The organism is Rhodococcus sp. BH4, from assembly GCF_002079265.1.
GTDB classification, from domain to species: domain Bacteria; phylum Actinomycetota; class Actinomycetes; order Mycobacteriales; family Mycobacteriaceae; genus Rhodococcus_F; species Rhodococcus_F qingshengii.
The window spans coordinates 5,448,954-5,469,545 of sequence record NZ_CP014941.1 but is presented as its reverse complement, the minus strand read 5'-3'; the positions used below and the strand labels follow the sequence as shown (position 1 = coordinate 5,469,545).

19 protein-coding genes are annotated in these 20,592 nt (G+C 62.5%); 11 read left to right on the top strand and 8 right to left on the bottom strand.

Going from position 1 to position 20,592, the window contains the following annotated elements; translation table 11 throughout:
• Positions 1–2: 2 nt before the first annotated feature.
• From A0W34_RS25240 to A0W34_RS25220, 5 genes are all read right to left on the bottom strand, one after another.
• On the bottom strand, positions 3–2,228 hold the full coding sequence (locus A0W34_RS25240; RefSeq protein ID WP_081558460.1) for an MMPL family transporter: 2,226 nt from the start codon (positions 2,226–2,228) through the stop codon (positions 3–5).
• A 102-nt stretch (positions 2,229–2,330) separates the two neighbouring features.
• Entirely contained in the window at positions 2,331–3,881 is a 1,551-nt protein-coding gene (locus A0W34_RS25235; RefSeq protein ID WP_081558459.1) for a bifunctional 3'-5' exonuclease/DNA polymerase, read from the bottom strand.
• Between the two features lie 46 nt (positions 3,882–3,927).
• Positions 3,928–4,791 carry a biotin-dependent carboxyltransferase family protein gene (locus A0W34_RS25230; protein WP_081558458.1) on the bottom strand — a complete coding sequence of 288 codons (864 nt, stop codon included), beginning with the start codon at positions 4,789–4,791 and terminating at the stop codon, positions 3,928–3,930.
• Positions 4,788–5,420, bottom strand: coding sequence for a 5-oxoprolinase subunit B family protein (locus A0W34_RS25225; protein WP_058037624.1), 633 nt, complete (start codon positions 5,418–5,420; stop codon positions 4,788–4,790). Before A0W34_RS25225 ends, A0W34_RS25230 begins: the two co-directional genes overlap by 4 nt.
• Positions 5,417–5,896: a MarR family winged helix-turn-helix transcriptional regulator gene (locus A0W34_RS25220; protein WP_081558457.1), complete on the bottom strand. Its 480-nt coding sequence runs from the start codon at positions 5,894–5,896 to the stop codon at positions 5,417–5,419. The genes A0W34_RS25225 and A0W34_RS25220 overlap by 4 nt, the downstream gene beginning before the upstream one ends.
• A gap of 74 nt (positions 5,897–5,970) precedes the next feature.
• Here A0W34_RS25220 and A0W34_RS25215 point away from each other — a divergent pair, with 74 nt between their 5' ends.
• Positions 5,971–6,804, top strand: coding sequence for an alpha/beta fold hydrolase (locus tag A0W34_RS25215; RefSeq protein WP_058037625.1), 834 nt, complete (start codon positions 5,971–5,973; stop codon positions 6,802–6,804).
• A 4-nt stretch (positions 6,805–6,808) separates the two neighbouring features.
• On the opposite strand, the gene A0W34_RS25210 is transcribed toward A0W34_RS25215, so the two are convergent.
• On the bottom strand, positions 6,809–7,252 hold the full coding sequence (locus A0W34_RS25210) for a hypothetical protein (protein WP_081558456.1): 444 nt from the start codon (positions 7,250–7,252) through the stop codon (positions 6,809–6,811).
• A 49-nt stretch (positions 7,253–7,301) separates the two neighbouring features.
• Here A0W34_RS25210 and A0W34_RS25205 point away from each other — a divergent pair, with 49 nt between their 5' ends.
• Positions 7,302–7,580, top strand: a complete 279-nt coding sequence (locus tag A0W34_RS25205) for a hypothetical protein (protein ID WP_081558455.1) — start codon at positions 7,302–7,304, stop codon at positions 7,578–7,580.
• A gap of 134 nt (positions 7,581–7,714) precedes the next feature.
• On the opposite strand, the gene A0W34_RS25200 is transcribed toward A0W34_RS25205, so the two are convergent.
• Together A0W34_RS25200 and A0W34_RS25195 are read right to left on the bottom strand one after the other, a co-directional pair.
• On the bottom strand, positions 7,715–9,091 hold the full coding sequence (locus tag A0W34_RS25200) for an NAD-dependent succinate-semialdehyde dehydrogenase (RefSeq protein WP_039973099.1): 1,377 nt from the start codon (positions 9,089–9,091) through the stop codon (positions 7,715–7,717).
• A gap of 99 nt (positions 9,092–9,190) precedes the next feature.
• The gene (locus tag A0W34_RS25195) at positions 9,191–10,504 is read right to left on the bottom strand and encodes a YhgE/Pip domain-containing protein (RefSeq protein ID WP_007729572.1); all 1,314 of its coding nucleotides are present in this window, start codon (positions 10,502–10,504) and stop codon (positions 9,191–9,193) included.
• Positions 10,505–10,675: 171 nt separating this feature from the next.
• On the opposite strand from A0W34_RS25195, the gene A0W34_RS25190 reads away from it, so the two are divergent.
• From A0W34_RS25190 to A0W34_RS25150, 9 genes are all read left to right on the top strand, one after another.
• The gene (locus A0W34_RS25190) at positions 10,676–11,308 is read left to right on the top strand and encodes a DUF4178 domain-containing protein (protein WP_042448586.1); all 633 of its coding nucleotides are present in this window, start codon (positions 10,676–10,678) and stop codon (positions 11,306–11,308) included.
• Positions 11,305–11,805: a DUF2617 family protein gene (locus tag A0W34_RS25185; RefSeq protein ID WP_064687754.1), complete on the top strand. Its 501-nt coding sequence runs from the start codon at positions 11,305–11,307 to the stop codon at positions 11,803–11,805. The genes A0W34_RS25190 and A0W34_RS25185 overlap by 4 nt, the downstream gene beginning before the upstream one ends.
• On the top strand, positions 11,793–12,209 hold the full coding sequence (locus tag A0W34_RS25180; protein ID WP_037128670.1) for a DUF4247 domain-containing protein: 417 nt from the start codon (positions 11,793–11,795) through the stop codon (positions 12,207–12,209). Before A0W34_RS25185 ends, A0W34_RS25180 begins: the two co-directional genes overlap by 13 nt.
• A complete protein-coding gene (locus A0W34_RS25175) occupies positions 12,206–12,709 on the top strand; it encodes a DUF350 domain-containing protein (protein WP_042448576.1) in 504 nt (167 codons plus the stop codon). The genes A0W34_RS25180 and A0W34_RS25175 overlap by 4 nt, the downstream gene beginning before the upstream one ends.
• Positions 12,709–14,283, top strand: coding sequence for a polyamine aminopropyltransferase (locus A0W34_RS25170; protein WP_064114201.1), 1,575 nt, complete (start codon positions 12,709–12,711; stop codon positions 14,281–14,283). The genes A0W34_RS25175 and A0W34_RS25170 overlap by 1 nt, the downstream gene beginning before the upstream one ends.
• A gap of 150 nt (positions 14,284–14,433) precedes the next feature.
• The gene (locus tag A0W34_RS25165) at positions 14,434–15,987 is read left to right on the top strand and encodes an acetolactate synthase large subunit (RefSeq protein ID WP_232329921.1); all 1,554 of its coding nucleotides are present in this window, start codon (positions 14,434–14,436) and stop codon (positions 15,985–15,987) included.
• A 49-nt stretch (positions 15,988–16,036) separates the two neighbouring features.
• Positions 16,037–16,714: a GAP family protein gene (locus A0W34_RS25160; RefSeq protein WP_058226676.1), complete on the top strand. Its 678-nt coding sequence runs from the start codon at positions 16,037–16,039 to the stop codon at positions 16,712–16,714.
• Between the two features lie 18 nt (positions 16,715–16,732).
• Positions 16,733–18,625, top strand: a complete 1,893-nt coding sequence (locus tag A0W34_RS25155) for an SEC-C domain-containing protein (protein WP_081558453.1) — start codon at positions 16,733–16,735, stop codon at positions 18,623–18,625.
• A gap of 35 nt (positions 18,626–18,660) precedes the next feature.
• A complete protein-coding gene (locus tag A0W34_RS25150) occupies positions 18,661–20,583 on the top strand; it encodes an SEC-C domain-containing protein (protein ID WP_232329920.1) in 1,923 nt (640 codons plus the stop codon).
• Positions 20,584–20,592: the final 9 nt, after the last annotated feature.

Genomic DNA, 20,592 nt, shown 5'->3' with positions numbered 1-20,592 from the left:
GGTCAGTCTTTCGCGCGGGCCAGTTCGGACGGCCACCAAATACGTTTCCCGATGTCGTGAGAGAGTGCCGGCACCAGGACGCTGCGCACGATGATCGTATCGAGCAGCACGCCGAAGGCCACGGCAAATCCGATCTCGGCGAGGAAGACCAGTGGCAGGATTCCCAGTACGGCAAACGTTGCGGCCAAGACGATTCCGGCTGACGTGATCACGCCGCCCGTCACCGCAAGACCGCGCAGTACACCTGCACGGGTGCCGAATTCTCCGGTCTCCTCCCGGACTCTGGTCATCAGGAAGATGTTGTAGTCGATACCCAGCGCGACGAGGAAGACGAAGGCGAACAGCGGGAACGATTGATCCGCCCCGGCGAACCCGAATACGTGTGTGAAGAAGAATCCGCTCACACCGAGGGTCGCCGCGAAGGAAAGCACCACGGTGACAATGAGAATCACCGGGATCAGCAGAGCACGGAGCAAAGCGGCCAGAACCAGGAAGATCACCACCAGCACGATCGGGATGATCAGGTTTCTGTCGCGGACCGAGGCCGCCTGGACATCAAGGGTGGTGGCCGTGCTGCCGCCGACGAGCGCGTCGGCGCCGGGCACGTCGTGGACGGCAGTCCGCAGTCGCTTGACAGTTTCGAGTGCCTGCGGCGAATCGTAGGAGTCGGCGAGGGTTGCATTGATCATGGTTCGGCCGTCGATCGGTGCAACGGTGAAAGCCGCAGGGGCGCAACCCGCAGCGGCGGCTTGTGCGACGGCAGCGGGGTTGGTCTTGATCAAATCGCTGACCTTCGCGACGTCCACCTGGGTGCAGACGGCGCCGGGATCCTGCGAGATACCTTCGACGCCGCTGGCTGCTTTGATGACGGCGTCGGCCTGGTCGGCGTTTGCGGTGATCACGGCCGGTGCGCCGGCTCCGGGATCGAACTTCGAGTCGTAGAGTTCTTGTCCGACAACGGCGTCGGGACGATTGGTGAAGCTTTCGGTGGATGTCAGGCCATCGGTTTTGAGACTGCCGATCCCGGCCGCGAACAGGATGATCAACAACACTGTGGCGCCGATCCACAGTGGGCGGTCCTTGCTACCGACGGCCTCGGCGATCTTGCCCCATATCCCGTGCGTCGTAAGGTCTGCGCCGTGATCGACCTTGGGCTTGCGCGGCCAGAAGACCCACCGTCCGGTGGCGGCCAGAGCGACCGGCATGAACGTCATCATCACCAGATAGGTGCAGGCGATCCCGATGGCGGCGACGGGTCCGAGGCTCTTGTTGGAGTTGAGTTGAGAGAACGTCAGGCAAAGCAGACCGAGAATCACGGTGACAGCCGAAGCGGTGATGGCCGGCGCAGACTCGCGCCAGGCCTTGATCATCGCGTCGAAGCGGTTGGGATACGTGTGCAATTCTTCGCGATAGCGAGAGATCAAGAGTAGGGCGTAGTCGGTACCGGCCCCGATCACCAACACGAAAAGGATGCCTTGAGACTGTCCGGTCAGAGTGAGTAATTCGGCTTTCGCGAGAAAATAGATCACCATCGACGACAAACCGATGGCGAGGAGCGCGGAGAACAGCGGGAAGAACCACAACACCGGCGATCGGTACACGACAAGCAGGATGAGGATCACGACCAGGAGTGCCGCGCCAAGGAGCGCTCCGTCCAGACCGGCAAAGGCGTCGATGAACGCAACGAGTAGCCCACCTGGCCCGGCTGGGAGTACCTCGACATCACCAGCTGCTTGTTTTGCGGCGTCGATGACGTTCTGCTCGGTGGTCGCCAGGACATCGCCTGCCACGGATGTGTCTCCGTCCTTGGCGACGAGTGGCACGAAGATCGACGCAGTTGTGCCGTCGGCGGAGTACTGAGTGGGCTGCATACCGTCGGCGTCTACCCCGGAGATGCCGGCAATGGCGCCGTAGGCCGAGTTGATTGCAGATTTGTCCGCCTCGGTGAGGGCCGAATCTCTATGGAACAGAACAAATCCAGGGATCGTCTCGACTGCGAGGAAGTTCGCGGATTGGTTGCTGACGATTGTCGATTCGGCGGAACTCGGGAGGTACGAGGCGTTGTCGTTCTTTTGAACCTCGGCGAGTTTGCCCTGGAAAGAACCGCCGAATCCGCCTGCGACGAAGGCGAAGATCGCAAGGGCGATCACGGTGAAGATCGGCACGCGAAGGCGCTTCACGGCTCCGCGCTCGTTCCGTTCTGCGTCAGTTGTGTCCAGCTTGGTCATGGTTCTCCTCGAACGCAGTCGACCAGCACCAACAAAGCAACGTTTTCCAGTAGAACACGCAATACGGGCGCGGTGGAACCACTTGGCGTGGAATTGACGACGCTACGAAGTGCCTTTGCCGTATGTCTCGCGGGCTGCGACGTCCATGGGAAAACGGACGACTGTGTCGCCGAACAACAATCGAGTTGCCGAAGCAGCTGCGGCCAGCACGTGCGCGGTACCGGTTTCGGGGTTGCGGGTATGCACGACTACCTCGTCGTGCTGGAAGAAGACCAACTCGCCGTCCGGATCTTCGGCGAGGCGGCGCCTGAGGTCGGCCAGGAGGCACAGCGCCCACTCGGACGCAGTCGCCTGCACGACGAAGTTGCGCGTGAAACGACCGCGGGCGTGAGCGTCGCCGTGGGAGTAGAAGTCGGGAGACGGTGGGGGACAGGCCCGGCCGAGCAGTGACTTCACCACCTCGCCGCGCTCACCTGCCTTGGCAGCTTGCTCGACGTACTCGACGGCGACCGGGAATCGCTTCCGCAACAAGACGAGCAGTGCTTTGGCTTCACCCGCCGTCGCCCCGTACAGGACTCCGAGGATTGCGACCTTGGCTTTTGCGCGATCACCGCCGAAGGCTGCGGCACCGACAAGTGCGTACAGATCGTCGTCGCCGGCGGCGGCCATCATGCGGCGGTCGCCGGACATGGCGGCCAGAATTCGGGGTTCGAGCTGACCGGCGTCGGCGACGACGAACACGTGGCCCGGATCGGCGACGACGCTCGAGCGCATGGTCTTCGGAATCTGGAGGGCCCCGCCGCCCCGGCTCGCCCACCTGCCGGACACGACACCACCGGGAACGTAGATCGGGCGGAATCGATCGCCCCGCACCCAACTGTCCATCCACTGCCAACCGTTGGTGCTGTACAGCTTGGCGAGTTCGCGGTGACGTAGGAGCAGCGGCACAGCCGGATGATCGATTTCCTGCAGAAACCACTTGCGCGTCGACGGTAGTTCGATGCCCTGACGTCCGAACGCCTCGGTGATCTCCACCGAAGACGAAGGATTGACGGTGCGCCCGAAGACCTCACTGATCTGGGCGGCAAGTTCCTGCATACGAGCGGGGAGGTCGTATCCCGTCGGCCGCGGCCCCAGCCGTTCTTCGAGGAGTTCGCGATGCTTCTGCGTCGAGAACGGAAGGCCCGTGTGCGTCATCTCGGCGGCGCTGAGAGCGCCGGCCGATTCTGCTGCGATCAACAAGTCCAGTCGAGCGTCCGCGCCGATGGTTGCGCGCTGCTCGGCGAATTCGGTGACGACGGCGAGGGGATCGAGAACGGGTGCAGTGTCGAAGAGTCCGAGTCGATCGTCGTCGAACTCCTCGGCGGGCGGTGACGGTTTGCCGGCGCGCATTCCGAGTATCGCGCGGGTCAGGGAGATGTCGTGGCACCGCTGAACCCGTACGCCTGCCCGCAGTAGAGGTGGGTACACGGTCGCCGTACTCGGCCACACCCACCGCGGGTGCTCGGCTTCCTCGATGGTGCGTACCGCTGCGATCAGGTCGGGGTATTCGACGGGATCGGCGAGCGGCGTTCCAGCGGGATCGGTCCGTAGGACAGTTGCCGTCACAGCTCCCGTGGACGTCGTACTACCGGGGACCAGGACAACTCGCACGACATCAGTGTGACGGCTGGGTCCGACACGCCATCGCTCGGCGTGCTCAGGCCCCGACGAACTGGATGTGCTGACCCGGGCGGGCTTGGCCGAGTCGGTCGATATCTGCGTCCGCGACCACTCCCACCACCGGATAGCCGCCGGTGATGGGGTGATCGGCGAGGAACACGACAGGTTGGCCGCTGGGTGGGACCTGGATCGATCCGAGTGCCACGCCTTCGGTGGGCAGTTCGGTGTCGTCTGTTCTTCGAAGTAGTTCGTCGGCGCCGACGCGATCGACGCGTGCGCCGATTCGGTCCGAGTCGGTCGAGATCGCCCATCGGCCCTGGAGGAGTGTTTCGGGGTTGGTGAATCGATCTGCGCGAGGACCGAACACCACTCGAATGGCGAGAGTCTCGTTTGCCATCGGCGGCACCGGTGCGAGGTCGACGGCTGAGAACGTGGTCGGCGATGGCCCGATCGGGAGAAAAACACCAGGCTCGAGAGGCGCCGGACCGATCCCGGACATCGTGTCGGTGCTGCGCGATCCCAGGATCTCGGGAACCACAATGCCGCCTCGGACGGTCAGATACGTCCGCAGTCCACTCGGTGCGTAGTCCAGGCGGACGGTCTGCCCAGCCCGCAGATCGATCACGCTCGAATGCCCGACCGGAATGCCGTCGCGGTAGGCCTGTGCAGGCGCACCGGTGAACGCGATCGTTGTCGGTTGCTGCGCCCGAAGACTCAGCCCACCCAGGAGGACCTCGACACCGGCTGCGCCCTCGTTGTTGCCGACGAGCCGATTGCCAAGCCTGAGAGATCGCCTGTCTGCCGCACCGGAAACCCCGACACCCGAGCGAAGATGACCTATCCGTCCGAGGTCCTGGATCAGGCTCAGCGGCCCGGTGTCGAGTATCTCGAGGCCGTTCATCGTTGTTCCTCGTTCACGAAGCGCACGCGTCTGCCGGGCTGAACGGTGGCCGGTGGTGTGGCGTTCAGATCCCACATCACGGCATCGGTGCTCCCGATGATCTGCCAGCCACCCGGTGATGCACGCGGGTAGACCGCGCTGTATCCAGCGGCCAGGGCGACGGAACCGGCAGGCACAGCGGTTCGTGATTGCGTTCGACGCGGAACGTCGAGCCGAGTGTCGCCTGAAGTCAGGTAGGCGAAGCCGGGTGCGAATCCGATGAAGGCGCAACGCCACATTGCCCCGGTGTGGGCCGCAACCACCTCGGATCGGCTCATACCAAGTGACTGTGCGACGTCGTCGAGGTCGGGCCCGTCGTACCTGACGGCGATGGTGAGTGCATCCATCTCGAAATGCTCGTCTGTGGTCGCGGCAGAATCGGTCTGCTCGAGATCGTTCAAGCGCTTTCGGACGTACGTGAGATCTGCCGCCGGGGTGCACGTGACCAGGACCGTGCGAGCTGCGGGGAGGAAGTCTTCGACCCCGACCGGGGTGTTACGCGTCAGTGCTTCGGTGAACGCGAGAACGCCAGCTTCGGAATCGAAGTCCACGAGCAATGCGCGTTCTCCCGCGGGAAGTATGCGAGTCACCGGGAGGGCTCCCTATCGACTCGAGTCCGCTCCACGTCCGCTCGCATCGCGGCGATGAAACTCTCGATGGTGGCTCGCTCTGTGGCGGTGTAATTCCCGACGGTGCTCGCAGCGCGTGAAATGAGGGGGCCGAAGAAGCTCTCGCCCAGAGTGACCGCCGATGGTGTGACCTGCAAGAGCACCCGTCGACGGTCTGCTGAGTCCCGCTCCCGAGCTACGTGCCCCGCTTTGACCATCCGGTCGACCAGTGCAGTCACCGACGCCGAGTTGATCCCGAGCTGTGAGCCCAACCAACCTGGCGTCGCCGATGTGTTCGAGCGCTCGGCATCGAGAAGGCAGATCAACGCGCGCACGTCGGTGGAGTGCATTTTGTACTTGTTCGCAAAGCCGGAAACCGCCACGTTCAAGTCGACGGTCAGTGCGCGAAGCGAGTGGACGATCGCCATCGCTTCGTCTTCTGCATCGCCGACGCTCAAGGATGCCTCCAGCCCTGGTGTGTTGTCTCTCGATTGTCTACTATCTCGATAATCGAGAGAAATGGGGGTGGGGGATGGACTTCAATCGCGCATACGACGCTGTACTGACCAAATGGCCGCAGAAACCGCTGGGTGTGGATCTCGCGGGGCGGTTCGGTAACACGCATGTGAACGTCTGTGGGCATGCAGACTCGCGGCCGTTGATCCTTCTGTCCGGGGGAGGTGCCACTTCGACGGTGTGGTTCGACAATGTTGGGGCGCTGTCGAAATCCCGGCGTGTCTTTGCTGTCGACACCATGGGCGATGCCGGGCGGAGCGTTCCGAATGGTGATCCGATGAAGTCCGTCGACGATCTGATCGAGTGGATGGACTCGATAGTCGATTGCACCGGGGCCGGCACCGTTGATGTGATCGGACATTCCTATGGCGCAATGATTGCGTTGGCCTTTGCGCTGCATCGACCGAATCGTGTCGGGAAACTTGTTCTGCTCGATCCTAATTCGAGTTTCTCCGGCATGAAGGCGGGCTACCTTCTGCGTGCGCTTCCGCTGTTGCTCTCCCCGTCGCGAGCGCGCCGACGGCGACTGTTGGATTGGGAGACAGGTGAGTTGAGTATCGACTCCGACTGGCTGTCTCTTGTGGAAGTGGGCACTTCGGATCTACCGCGACCCGATCTCGTAGTGCCTCGACGTCCTTCGAAGGAGGCCTTGAGCGCACTGGATGTCGAGTTGCTGGTGGTCCTCGCACAAGACGGACGGGTGCATGATGCGGAAACCGTGTCGAAGTCAGTGCGGGAGAGGGTTCCCGCAGCGCGTGTCGAGGTGCTGAAAGCTTCTTCGCATCACAGCATTCCGATGGTTCCCGCCGATGAAATCAACCGGGTGCTCGTCGACTTCTTGGAGGGCTAGCGGATCAGGGTGCGACGACGCACCCCGGACCGATCGGTGTCGCCGGATTGACATCGACCGTTGTGACCGGCCCGCCCGCGGACGTCTGGTAGGCCATCAGAGAGTGTTCGCCCGGTGCAGTCGGAGTCCACAGCGTGACGGCGTGGCCGAGTACGACCGGCAAGGTGAAGTAGGGATTGACGGTGTCCCAGATCAGTTCCTGCGGGAACATGGTCGACGCTCGGTTCATGTCGACAATCGAGACGTTCGGCTCGTTCAACGCTGCTGTCCTGGCAACCACCAGATACGTGCAGCCCGCTCCGTACGACGTCGTCGGCCCGCTGCTGAGACCCGGAAGGATCGTGACGTCGACTACGTCCGCGGAAGCTGACGTCGCGGAACAGATGGCTGCACTCGCGCAGAGGGCAGCGGCGACTACGGTAGTTTGAGCGATTCGTGAAAGTGTCATACCAGCAGGTCGGTTTTATCTGGGTGGGTGTTACAGGCAGACTGACCGGATGCGCGCACTTCACGTTCTGCTGGCCGGCTTCGGCTTCCTGCTGGGGTTCCTGATTATTGTTGTCTCCGGCCTGATCGAGTGGGCGTCCTTCGCCTCCCGAACCGATTTCGCCTTCGTCGGTGACTCCGCCGTGTCGGTTGGTGTTTCCAACGAGGCGATCTACACCGCCGTCGCTGCTCCAATGGTGGGTGCACTGTTGGGCTGGGGGTCAGCTGTCATCGCGACGAGGTTCGGGTGGAGCCTCACTCGTGGGGGTGCCACGCCGGCAAGCGAGTGACCAGGCAGCGGACCCGCTTGCTGGTCCGTGGGTTATGAGGAAAGGCCCCGACCTCCATCGAGGTCAGGGCCTTTCTTTGCGCCGAGCTACTTCTGTGTCGCGCTACTTCTGTGTCGAACTACTTCTGTGTCGAACTACTTCTTCGAGACGCGGAGCAGCTTCTTGTTCACGAACTCGTCCATTCCCCACGGACCGAGCTCGCGGCCGACTCCGGAGCGCTTGACTCCGCCGAAGGGCAGACCGGGCAACGTCGTTCCGTGCTCGTTGACGAACGCCATTCCCACGTCGAGATCTGCAGCGACCGACCGGGCGGAATCGAGATCGCTGCTCCAGACGGATCCGCTCAGGCCGTAGACCGACGAATTGGCAAGTTCCACAGCCTCGCTGGCCGACTTGACCTTGTAGACGACTCCGGCAGGTCCGAACAGTTCTTCGCTGTAGGCCCGCATGTCCGGTGTCACGTCTGCGAGCAATGTCGGTTGAACGTAGGCGCCCGGGCCGTCGATCTTCTTTCCACCGGTCAGCAGCGTGGCACCCTTGGACACAGCGTCGTCGATCTGCTCGATCAGAGTATCTGCCGCGCTCTGCGAAGAGAGCGGACCCAAGACTGTGGATTCGTCCAACGGGTCACCGGCAGTGACGGATTCGAAGGACGTCGCCAACTTGTTGGTGAAGTCGTCGTAGAAATCTTCGGTGACGATGAAACGCTTGGCCGCGTTGCAGGCCTGGCCGGCATTGGACAGACGTGCCTTGGTTGCGGACTTGACGGTGGCATCCATGTCGTCGGAATCGAGGACGATGAACACGTCTGATCCGCCGAGTTCGAGGACGACCTTCTTGAGATTGCGTCCGGCAGTTTCGGCGACGCTGGTTCCGGCGCGTTCGCTGCCGGTCAGTGACACACCTTGAACTCGGGGATCGGCGATCATGTCCGCGATCTGCTCGTTGGTCGCGAAGACGTTGACGTAGGCGTCGTCCGGCAATCCGGCTTGTCGCAGAATCTCTTCCATCAGCAGCGCCGACTGCGGACAGTTCGATGCGTGCTTGAGAATGATCGTGTTACCGAGCATCAGATTCGGTGCCGCGAAGCGGGCGACTTGGTAGTACGGGAAGTTCCACGGCATGACGCCGATGAGAGCGCCGATCGGTCGCCGGTACACAACCGACTCCTCGGCCCCGGGAACGTCGAGTCGTTCTTCCTCGAGCAGTGCCGGACCGTGGTCTGCATACCACTGATAGATCGCGGCCGAGAGTTGTACTTCGCCCTTGGCCTCGCGGACCGGCTTACCCATCTCCAAGGAGATCATTCGGGCCAGTTCGTCTGCGCGCTCTGTGTACAGTTCGGCGGTCTTGCTCAGGACTGCCGCACGCTGCTGTGGCGCACTGTTGCGCCAGGTCAAGTAGCCGCGATGCGTGTTCGCAAGTGCGGCTTCAACTCCGGCGTCATCCAAAGTATCGAATTCCCTGACGGTTTCACCTGTCGCGGGATTGACTGTTTTGTAATTAGCCATAGTTGTACAACGTGCGGAAGGGGCTCGAAGATTCCCGAAACGCGCAATCACATTGAATCGGCTCAACAGGTTTCGATCAAATCCCGGCTGGGTACCATGTCACGCCACCTTGGGACGATGGGTGCGCTCGTAGCCCTTGCGGTCGTAGAAACGGGTGGTCACGATGCCGAGTACGACGCCGATCAGTAGACCCACCAACGTCATCCAGACGGCATGCAGCAGGCCTGCCTCACCGCGTGCGCCGAAGAACAGGATCGATCGCGTGCCCATGTAGATCTGGTGCATCGGCTCGAATTGCGCCAGCCAGGCATACAACCTGGGGCTGGCTTCGAGGGGGATGGTGCCACCGGACGAGGGCAGCGCGAGAATGACGAACACGAACAGGTTGATCAACATGCCCAACGAGCCGAACGCGGCCATCACCGACATCGCCGTGATGCCCACCGCTGTGATGACCAGCGCGCCGTACTCCCACAATGCAAGCCCGTGAGTGACCGGCATTCCGAGGGCGCGACTGATCCACTGGAACAACGCGGAGACTATGCCGGACAACACGATCATGAATGCCCATTTGACGAGCAGCGTTCGAAACCTGTTGATACCCACAACGTCGTTCTGAACGAAGAGTGGACCGAATTCGGTAGGCGCGTATCCGAGCATGCCGTCCACCAAGGAATTGACCACGGTTGCTCCGGTGAATCCCGCAAGGACCAACAGCAGCGCGAAATAGAATGCCACCAAACCGAATCCGGTTCCGTCGGGAAGCGGATCGTGGGCAACCGTGAGTACGTTCACCGGGTTTTCGAGCAGCAGGCGGCTCGCTCCGGAGATCTGGGTTCCGGTGCCTCCCGCTTCCAACTGCGCGGTGACAAGGGCGGTGAGTTGCTCGCCCATGTTCTTGTTGACCGAGGCGAGGGCTGTGGTTCCGATCGACTGGACCAGCGATGCCGAGACGGAACCGGCGCGAGGATTGGTGTAGATCGTGATGATCGGTTGCTCTACGTCACCGGCGACGACGCTGGCCTCCGCCAGGATGATCGTCCTCTTCGTGAAATCACTGGGAATCACGATCGCGCCGTACAGCGTGCCGGAGTTCAACCGCGATTGGGCTTCGGCGATACCGATCTGCTGCAGGTCGATCTTCTGGTGGTCGATTCCGCTTTCGAGGCCGGCGACGATGTCGTTTCCGAAGTTCTTGCGGTCGGCGGGGTCGCCACCGGGGAGGGTGTCGCCCTCGTCCTGGTTGACCAGGGCGATCGGGAACTGGTCCAGGTGTTTCTTGGGGTCGAGTATTCCGCCCATGTACAACGCTGCCAGCGCAGACATCAAGAGGGTGACCACTATCAATGGTGTCAACCAGAATCGTGGTGTGTGCATGACGGTGCGGGCAGACGGCTCCGTGTTCTTGCTCATCGTCAGTCGACCGGCTTTCGTTCGCGCGGAGTTCCTCGGGCTGAGCGTAAACGCAAAGGTGCGCCGGGGCAGTCTTTCGATCTGCCCGCGGCGCTGGAGACCTGTCCGGTCGGCGACAGGCCGGATTGCCGGCAGTCTCATCCGAAAAGGCTGAGAACGGATCGGTAGGGTATGGCCCGCGGCAACCCTGCCGAGACGATTTCGGAGAAACCGTTGACCAACGTGCTGATAGTTGTCCTGATACTCGTAGTGATCGCTGCCGTCGTGTTTGTGGTCCTGCGTGGACGCCAGGGTAAGCCGAGTGCTCGCGTCGACCCGCTCGCCGACTATCCCGAGGTGTACGACCCCCACAAGATCGGGGTCGGCGACATCATCACGTACGCGGGTATCGACCATGTTGTTCGAGGGACCATCACGCTCGACGAAGAGGGGTACATCTGGCGTGAGCACCTTCTCGACGGTTCGACCGGTCGTCGTTGGTTGACGGTCGAGGACGACGAGGGCGAATTGGAGATGACTCTCTGGATGCGTCGAGAAGGAACCAACCTGGTCCCGAACGGCGACGTCATTCTCGACGACAAGGTTCACCGCAAGATCGAAAGTGGAACGGCGAAGTTCACGGCCGAGGGTACGACGGGTACGGCCCCTTCCGGCTCGATGGAATACGCGGACTATGCGACCGCCGACAAGACCGGCCTGATTGCATTCGAGAAGTGGGCGCGCGGACAGTCGTGGGAGGTTTCCACGGGACGGGCGGTCACTCGCAGCGAACTCACCGTCATCCACTCGGGCCCCCCGGAATGAGCCTGTATCTACTCGACGTGGAGCCGACCGACGTGGATGCCTCGGCACTGGGGTTGGTACTGGGAGCTCCTGCGCCACCGACCCTCGCCGAGTTGGTGATCGGAACTTCCGACGCGACGCTGACCCTCGGAGTGCTGGGGGCTTCGCACGTGGTGACGGCCTGGGCGTCGGGAAAGAAACTGACCGAACAGGTTTCGTGCGATGCTCTTGCAGTCGGCGGTGAACCACTGCCCGCAGTGGAGTCCACGCAAAACTACCGGTTCGAGTCTTCCTCACTGGTGATGGACCGGGTCGAATTCGACTCGGAAGCTGCGTCGTTGAAAGAGTCCGCCGGCCACGACGGTTGGATCTGCGGATCCTTTCCCGGTGACGACACGGCTTTGACCGCTTTGTATGGCGTGCGAGACCGCCAGGGGTGGAGTTGGCAGAGTTGGCATTTGTACCCGGGGGAGGGGACAGGAGTGATCGTGAAGACACGCAGCAGGTGGCAGCCGTGAGGGGGCGGACGTGGTTGGCTCCGGTGATGCTGGCGGCCGCAATTGTCTTGTCGGCGTGCGGTGGTGGAGCCAAAGACTTCATCGCGGACAACTATTCCAAGACGTCCCAGGATGGCGACGTCGTGTTGTACTCGTCGAAAGATCCAGTGGGCACGACCGTCTCACGGATTGTCGACGCGGACGAACCAGCGGCGCGAAGTGCTGACGGCGGCAACGAATACCTGCGCTACGACGACGACATCGTCACTGTCAGTTCGGCTTCGGGCGGTGGCAGCACCATCAAGGTAGAGGACATCGACGGCACGTATCGCAGCGGCGGATACGCGTACCTGGGACCGGGCTTCAACCCGGGATCCCCGGCGGGTGGAAGCAGTGGCAGCGGCGGCTCGGGTAGTGCCAAATGACGGTAATGCTCAATGAGAAGGAGAACGGCGTGACGAACATCTTTGCATCCACTTCCGTCGAGATCGGGACGGTGGATCCGGCATTGCTCGTCGGGGGCGTTCTCGGCACCCTCGCCTACTTCGTCGTCGGTGCAGCGGTTCTGGCGACGGGATTCCTGGTCCTCGACCTCATGACACCCGGAAATCTCCGCCACCAGGTTTACGTCGACAAGAACCCGAACGCTGCGATTCTGTTGGCCTCCAATCATCTTGCGCTGGCGATCATCGTGGTGACGGCAATCCTGACCAGTTCGGACGGCTTTGCTCAGGGACTCGCCGACTCCGCGGTGTACGGACTGTTCGCGATCGTGTTGCAAGCGATCGCGCTGCGATTGATGAACGCATTCCTTCCCGGCAAGTTGGTTGCGCTGGTGCAGGATCCGAAGATGTGTGGCGCCGCGTGGGCTGTGGGTGTGAGCTTGCTGTCCATCGGTTTGGTGAACGCCGCAGCGCTCACCTGATGGTTGCCGCTGATCCCGATGTGACAGTTGACGAGCGTTCGACGATGCTCGGCCCGCGCGCACGCGTCCTTCTCCTTGCGGCTGTTGCGGCGTGCGCTGCGTGTGGCCTGATCTACGAGCTGGCCCTGTTGACACTCAGCGTGAGTCTGACCGGCGGCGGCATCACCCAGACGTCGTTGATTGTCGCGGGATTTGTTGCGGCTCTGGGTATCGGAGCGCTGGCCGCCAAACCTCTGCTGGGACACGCTGCCGTTTCGTTCGTGACGGTCGAGATACTGCTCGGGCTGATCGGCGGATTCAGTGCCGTCACGCTGTACGTGACCTTCACGTTCTTCGGTTCCAGCGCAGCAGTTCTGGTGGCGGCGACCGCGCTGATCGGCATCCTCGTCGGTGCCGAAGTGCCTCTGCTGATGACGCTCTTGCAGTCCGGTCGCAGCGACAACGACGCACAGAGCACCGGAAAGGTACTGGCCAACCTCAATGCCGCCGACTACCTCGGCGCATTGATCGGTGGTCTGCTGTGGCCGTTCGTACTGTTGCCGTGGGCGGGAATGATTCGCGGTGCCGCACTCACCGGCATGATCAATCTCGTGGCTGCGGCAGTGGTCGCGCTGATACTCCTTCGGTGGCAGCTCAGCCTGCGCGCACGATCGATCGCCGTCGTCGCAATGCTGTTGGCAGCAAGTTTGATCGGATGGTTGCTGATCGCAGCGTCGGACATCGAGACCACGTCGAGGCAGCGGCTCTACACCGATCCCGTGGTGGCCGCCGAGCGATCGGTGTACCAGGAAATCGTCGTCACCGAGCGGGGGAACGACGTGCGCCTGTTCCTCGACGGAGACCTGCAGTTCTCCAGTGTCGACGAGCATCGGTACACGGAGTCGCTGGTGTATCCGGCCCTGGTGAACGACCCCCGGCGCGTGCTGATTCTGGGCGGCGGTGACGGCCTCGCTGCACGGGAAGTGCTGCGAATGAACAGCGTCGAGCAGATCGTTCAAGTGGAACTCGATCCGGCAGTCATCGAGTTGGCCAACACGCGTCTTCGTGATCTGAACGAGGGAGCGCTCGAGGATCCACGGGTGGACGTCGTACTCGACGACGCGTTTCGGTGGCTGCGAGAGCGTCCGGAACCGGGTTTCGATGCGGTGATCGTCGACCTCCCGGATCCTGACACCCCCGCACTTGGCCGCTTGTATTCGATGGAGTTCTACGGACTTGCCGCTGCCGCGATGAATCCGGGCGGGCTGATGGTCGTCCAGTCCGGCAGCCCGTACTCGACACCGGATGCGTACTGGAGAACGGTGTCGACGGTATCGGCTGTCGGACTGAGCGTCTCGCCCTATCACGTTTTCGTGCCGAGCTTCGGTGACTGGGGATATGTGCTCGCGCAAGCGGGATCCACTCCACCCGACCTTCGTCTGCCCGCTGATGTGCCGAACCTGCGGTTCCTCGACGAGCCGACGCTGGCGTCGGCCTCGGTGTTTCCTCGCGATCGCCCGAGGCGGGAGTTGGAACCCTCGACGCTCGACCGGCCACGCATCGTCGACGATATGCGCAAGGGCTACGAACGCTGAACTCCCGACCGAGTAGCTTGAATCGAGACTCTCGGCCACGACGGAGGTACGGATGACTGTTCGGATCGAGGAGCACGCACCGGGAGTTCGGTTGCTCACGATGAAGCGCAGGAAGCATTCGCAGCTTTTCATGAAGAAGAGGTGATCGAAATGAACGGTGCACAGTCGCTCATCCAAAGCCTGGTCGACTCGGGCGTCGAGGTGTGCTTCGGCAATCCAGGAACGTCCGAGATGCATTTTGTCGCCGCACTCGATTCCGTTCCGCAGATGCGTGCGGTACTCGGCTTGTTCGAGGGCGCCGTGACCGGTGCCGCGGACGGCTACGCACGGATCGCCGGAAAGCCTGCCGCGACGCTGCTCCATCTGGGCCCCGGTATGGCGAACGGACTGGCGAACCTTCACAACGCGCGCCGCGCCCACACACCGATCGTGAACATCGTCGGGGACCACGCGACCTACCACCACGGTTTCGACGCTCCTCTCGAATCGAACATCGATGCGCTGACCGAATGGTTGGAGGGGTGGAGTCGACGTTCCGAATCCACCGCGACCGTCGGTAGCGACGCGGCCGACGCCGTTGCCGCCTCGATGAATCCGCCCGGGCACATTGCCACACTTGTCCTCCCTGCCGACGTCTCGTGGGGCGAAGGTGGAGTTCTTGCGGGTCCTCGGGACATACCGGGGCGGGCGGAAGTTTCTGCAACACAGATCGACTCGGTGGTAGGCGCGCTCAATGCCGAGGGTCGCGCCACGCTACTGCTGGGCGGCGCAGCCTGTTCCGAAGCTGGGCTGCGCGCCGCTTCCCGAATTGCGGTCGCGACCGGTGCACAGATTCTGATCGAGACTTTTCCAGCCAGGCTTCAACGAGGTGCGGGGCTACCGTCATTCGAGCGCTTGGGATACTTCGCCGAGCACGCCACCGAACAACTTCGCGGAACAACTCAGCTGGTTCTGGCCGGAGCGGTTTCGCCGGTCTCGTTCTTTGCGTATCCCGGAAAACCGAGCGATCTGGCACCGGAGGGTGCTGCGGTGACAACGCTGGCAAGCGTCGGCGACGATGTTGCCGGTGCACTGGAGGCAGTGGCCGAACTCGTGGCACCGGGAGTCGAACCTGTTGTGCAGGAAGCGAATCGGCCGGCGCTGCCGAGCGGGCCTCTGGACGTTCGAAATTGGGCCGACGTGATCGGCGCCCTGCTGCCAGGCGACGCCATCATCTCCGACGAGGCGGCGACTTCCGGTTGGGCGATCCCGATTGCCCTTGCCGGAGCGCCGCGCCACGACGTGCTCACGCTCACCGGAGGTGCCATCGGCCAGGGCATCCCGGTGGCGACGGGCGCCGCTGTGGCAGCGCCGGAGCGACCGGTGATCAATCTCGAAGCCGACGGAAGCGCGATGTACACCATCACGGCGTTGTGGACGCAGGCGCGAGAGCAGTTGAACGTCACGACGATTCTGCTCAACAATCGCGCATACGCCATCCTGCGTGGCGAACTGCAACGAGTCGGCGCAGAAGGTGGCGGCGTCGTCGCACAGTCGATGTTGGATCTGTCATCTCCGAACATGGACTACGTCAAGATCTCCGAGGGGTTGGGAGTGCCCGCGTCGCGGGCGAACACAGCGGAGGAGTTGGCCGAACAGTTTGCCGCAGCGCTGGCGGAACCCGGCCCGCATCTCATCGAGGTCATGCTGCCTCCGACGTCGTGATTTCGACCTCGAATCGATCGTCGATCGTGCATTCAACTGGAGGTTTTCGGTGCTAGCTGCGATCGGTTTGTCTCTTCCGATTGCCCTCGGCCTGCTTTTCGTCTCGATGCCCATGGCGGTGATCGTGCTCGTCATGATCACCGCTGGAGCACATCGAGGGGCGGCATCTTTTCTACTCGGGTGGGTCCTCGGAATCTCGGCAGTCGTCGCGGTGACCATCGTGATCGCGGACTATTCGTTTGCGGAGTCGCAGTCGTCGCAGACTTCGGTGTGGTCGAGCGTCGTACGAATCGTGTTGGGTCTTGTCCTGTTCGGCTTGGCATACAAGCAGTGGCGCGCGCGTCCGCGAAACGGGAGTGAGCCGACAGTTCCGAAGTGGATGAAGAGCGTCGACGGGTTGACTCCGCGGAAGGCGTTCGGGTTGGCGTTCTTGTCCGCGGCGGTCAATCCCAAGAATGCAGCGCTGGCGGTATCCGGTGCGGCCACTATCGCGGTCGCCACGAATGTCGTTGCCCAACAGATTGTTGCCGCGGTGATCTTCACGGTCATCGCGAGCGTCGGCATCGCGTCGCCGATCCTGGTGAAGGTGTTCTCCGGCAAGCGTGCCGACGAGATCCTCGCGTCCGCGAAGGCATGGATGACCGCCAACAACGCGGTGATGATGACGGTCATCCTGACGATCCTCGGTGCGACCGTGCTGGGCGAGGGGCTCAGTGGGCTGCAATAGGTCGCCTACCATTGGCGGGTGACTGATTTCGACGACGACGCTGCCGGTTCCATTGCCTCCGCTGCTTTGGCTGTTCTGCGCGAGCAAGGCCCGCTGAGTCTCGAAGAGTGGGCGACCCATCTCGAGGAGTACGGAACTGCGACCGAGTTGGCCGATGTACTCGAGTACCTGTCCGAACCGATGCTCGGGTACCTGCCCAACGGAAAGTACGTCGCTCTCGACACGGTCCTCGAAGGGCTCGTGTTCACTCACCGGCTCAGCGAAGTCGAAATTGCGTCGGACATCCTTGACGCGAGCCCCGACCTGGAACCGATCTTGGCATTCGGGGACGACGACGGGGCGATCCGGGTGGCCCTGGCGGAAGAAGCAGCTTCCGAACGCGGAGCTGCTCCCTTCCGGAGTCGACGAGTTGTGGTACTTCCGGCCGGAACCCTCGGCGAGTGCGCCGACGGTGATCTCGTCGGCTTGGCTGTCGAAGACGGAACACTTGCGTTTCGTCTGGTCGAGATCGAGGACGAACCCGATCTTGCTCCGGCGCTCGGCGAACTCTTCGAGGAGGACGGAGTCGAGGCCCTGGATTCTGTGTGCTGGCAACTCCTGATCGAGGATCCGTCACTCTTCACGGTTCCTGTTGCGCCGCTGGGTGAGATCTTCGAGGTGGCAGGTTACGAGCACGAGCGTGAGCTACTGGCTCGGCGGGGATTCGACTTCGACGCCTACGACCTGCAGATTCGGACAGCCTGGGTGGCCAGTACCTACGACCTGACCCACGACGAGGCAGTCTCTGCCGTTGCGTTTGTCGATCTGGCGGACCGCGGATACACCGACGCGGTCATCGCCGACTTCGATATCGCGGACTGGGCCCACCGTCATGTGAGCGCTGCTCCGGACTCTTTTGTCTCACTGGCAGATCCGGGTGCTGCAGTGGCCGTGTTCGATCTCGGATTTCGGAATCAGGACCCGGTGACCGACGCAATCCTCGAAGCGCTTGCCTCCGAACTGGCCGAGCGAGGGCCACGGTCGGTCAGGGCGGCGGCTCATTGGCTCGCCGGTAAGGCCGTCGATCGGCTGGGGCGCGTCCTCGAAGCGGAGGCGCACTACGAGAAAGCGCTCCTTGCCGAATCCGGTTGGGGTCCGGCCTTGTTCGAGCTGGCTCAGTTCGCGTCGGACCGCGGCGATGCGACCCGGGCGCTGTCACTGCTCGGGCGGATCGACGGCGGAACCGAAGAGAATCTCTACGCCGTACTGCAGGACTTCGTCCCAGCCGATCACCCGGAACTCGGGCGAAACGACAAGTGTTGGTGCGGTTCCGGCCGCAAATACAAGGTCTGCCACCTCGGAAAGGCCGATGAATCCGTCAAGGCGGACGGTCGGTGGCTGTACAAGAAGGCATGCCTGTTTGCGTTTGCCTCCGAATTCGTCGACATCGTGACCGGGCTCGACGATCTCGAAAACGAAAATCTCTCCGAGGACGAACTGATCGCGGCCACGATCTTCGACGGATCGGCACTGGACGTCGCTCTGTTCGAGGGTGGAATCTTTGCCGAATTCTTGGCCAGACGCAGCGAACTACTTCCGGAGGCGGAAGTTGTGACAGCCGCACAGTGGCTCGGAATCCGGAGGTCGGTGTACGAGGTGATCGAAACGTCCGACACCGGCGTCGTGCTGCTCGATCGTGGGTCCAAGGAGACCGTCACGGTTGCTCACTCGGTCGAAGGCAAGCCAGGTGATGTGATCAGTGCTCGGGTCCTGACGGCCCCCACTGGCGCGTTTGCGGTGGGTGTTGTGGTCATGGCAACGGAATCGCAGGCTGCGAGGGTACTCGAAGTTCTCGCTTCCGAAGATCTCGAGGCCGAAGAACTGGTGCGCGAGTTGCGTGGAGGCGCCGATCACTCGACCGATGACCGGTGACGATGTATCGAGTCGACCCCGTTAAAGTTGGATAGGTGAACGAACCGATGGATGCCAATGACTTGATCGCCGAAGCCGCGATGGAGTTGTTGCGTGAGCACGGCACGCAGACAGCGGCGGACTGGGGCACCCTGTTGGCCGATGCCGGCCACGGTACAGCCGAGGACATGACCGAATTCGTCGAGTACGTCGAGGACCCACTGCTCGGCTACTTGAGTGAGGAGCGGTACGCCGCACTCGACACGTTGTTCGAGCATCGAGTGCTGACCCATCGGCTCACCGAAGCCGAAATAAAGTCCGGCGTTCTCGACGCGAACCCCGATCTGATGATGCTGCGGGTGTTCCTCGATCGTGACGACGACGAGATTCATGGCATCAGCGTCGTGCACCGCGGGATAGACGACGACCTGTTGGCTGATCGTGGGATCGAAGATCCGGAGTTCCCACACGACGAGGGTTTTCTCCTCGACACCGATACTCTCGCCGAATGTTCTGCGGGCGATTTGATCGGACTGTTCGTCGCTGACCGTGAGCTGACGCTCTGCACCATCCCCGAGGTACTGGATCCCGCACCCGGATTCGGCGAGCACCTGGCGACGGTCCTTGCCGACATCGGTGCTGACACCCTCGATGCCATTGTCTGGCAGTTGATGCTCGACGAGCCGTCGCTGTTCCGTCAGCCGACCGCCCCGCTGGGCGAGATGCTCGAGGCGTCAGGTTACGTCCGCGACGGTGACTACGTTGCGGTCGACGGATTTGATTTCGAGGCATACCACCTGGCGAACCGGGCCCGCATGCTCGAGGTCCGCGAGAATCTGCACCCCGAAGAAGCCGCGTCGGTGATCGCCTTCGTCGATGTGGTCATGGCCGCGAAAGCCGAAGGCGTCGAGGATGTCTCGGACTGGGCGCGCAAGCAGATCAAGGAGGATCCGCAGGCCTTCGCCGGCCTCGCCGAGCCGCCCGCGGCTGCGGCAGCGTTGGAGCTGTTGTCCGAACTCGACGATCATGATTCCGTATTGCATTCTGTTGCAACTGCTCTCGCCGAGAAAGGGTCGCGTCGTGTCAAGCCGGCAGCGCACTGGCTGGCGGGCAAGGCTTCGGATCGTCTCGGCAAGATCCTGGCCGCTGAGGCGTCGTACGAATCAGCGCACGATCTCGATCCCGACTGGACTCCCGCGATCTTCGATCTGGCGCTACTGGCCGCCGATCGAAGCGATGTGACGCGCGCGCTGGCTTTGCTGGGCCGAATCGAGGGTGGCGAGTCCGAGGTTCTGCACGAGGTTCTTCAGCGCTACGCCCCGGCCGAGCACCCCGAACTCGGACGAAATGACAAGTGCTGGTGCGGTTCCGGTCGAAAGTTCAAGGTTTGCCATCTCGGTAAGTCCGAGGTGACGTTCGACGACCGGGCCAGCTGGCTCTACGTCAAGGCTCAGTTGTTCTCGCGCACGCCGGAGTACTTCGACGCCGTGTTCGATCTTGCGCTCATCCGTGCAGAGCAGTTCAACAGCGAAGAAGCACTGACGCTGGCCGTCGAAGGTGGTTTGGCCGTCGACGCTGCCTTGTTCGATGCGGGTATTTTCGCAGCTTTTGTCGAGCGCCGCGGAGAACTGCTGCCTGCCGACGAACGCGAACTGGCCGATCAGTGGTTGTCGATTCCGCGCTCGGTGTACAAGGTCGCCTCGACGGAGCCGGGACAGTTGGTGACCCTCAGCGACGTCCGCAACGGCCATCTGGTGAAGGTCACGGACGAGTGGGGCTCGCTGAACCTCGAGCCAGGCACACTCGTGTGTGCTCGTGTTCTTCCGGCCGGGTCCACGATGCGCACGTTCGGTGGCATCGAACCGCTTGCGGTAGAAGACAAGAAGGAGTTGATCCAACTGATCGAGTCGGTGGATACCGAACCGGGTCAGCTGGTGGAGTTCCTCAGCCGCGGCCTTGCCGGTGCGCCTTTCCGGTAGCGCGAACTA

What these genes read in the sequence shown, in the direction of transcription:
- A0W34_RS25240 (WP_081558460.1), bottom strand. Translation starts at nt 2,228, where the DNA reads ATGACCAAGCTGGACACAACTGACGCAGAACGGAACGAGCGCGGAGCC.
- A0W34_RS25230 (WP_081558458.1), bottom strand. Translation starts at nt 4,791, where the DNA reads ATGAACGGCCTCGAGATACTCGACACCGGGCCGCTGAGCCTGATCCAG.
- A0W34_RS25215 (WP_058037625.1), top strand. Translation starts at nt 5,971, where the DNA reads ATGGACTTCAATCGCGCATACGACGCTGTACTGACCAAATGGCCGCAG.
- A0W34_RS25210 (WP_081558456.1), bottom strand. Translation starts at nt 7,252, where the DNA reads ATGACACTTTCACGAATCGCTCAAACTACCGTAGTCGCCGCTGCCCTC.
- A0W34_RS25205 (WP_081558455.1), top strand. Translation starts at nt 7,302, where the DNA reads ATGCGCGCACTTCACGTTCTGCTGGCCGGCTTCGGCTTCCTGCTGGGG.
- A0W34_RS25200 (WP_039973099.1), bottom strand. Translation starts at nt 9,091, where the DNA reads ATGGCTAATTACAAAACAGTCAATCCCGCGACAGGTGAAACCGTCAGG.
- A0W34_RS25195 (WP_007729572.1), bottom strand. Translation starts at nt 10,504, where the DNA reads ATGAGCAAGAACACGGAGCCGTCTGCCCGCACCGTCATGCACACACCA.
- A0W34_RS25190 (WP_042448586.1), top strand. Translation starts at nt 10,676, where the DNA reads ATGGCCCGCGGCAACCCTGCCGAGACGATTTCGGAGAAACCGTTGACC.
- A0W34_RS25185 (WP_064687754.1), top strand. Translation starts at nt 11,305, where the DNA reads ATGAGCCTGTATCTACTCGACGTGGAGCCGACCGACGTGGATGCCTCG.
- A0W34_RS25175 (WP_042448576.1), top strand. Translation starts at nt 12,206, where the DNA reads ATGACGGTAATGCTCAATGAGAAGGAGAACGGCGTGACGAACATCTTT.
- A0W34_RS25170 (WP_064114201.1), top strand. Translation starts at nt 12,709, where the DNA reads ATGGTTGCCGCTGATCCCGATGTGACAGTTGACGAGCGTTCGACGATG.
- A0W34_RS25165 (WP_232329921.1), top strand. Translation starts at nt 14,434, where the DNA reads ATGAACGGTGCACAGTCGCTCATCCAAAGCCTGGTCGACTCGGGCGTC.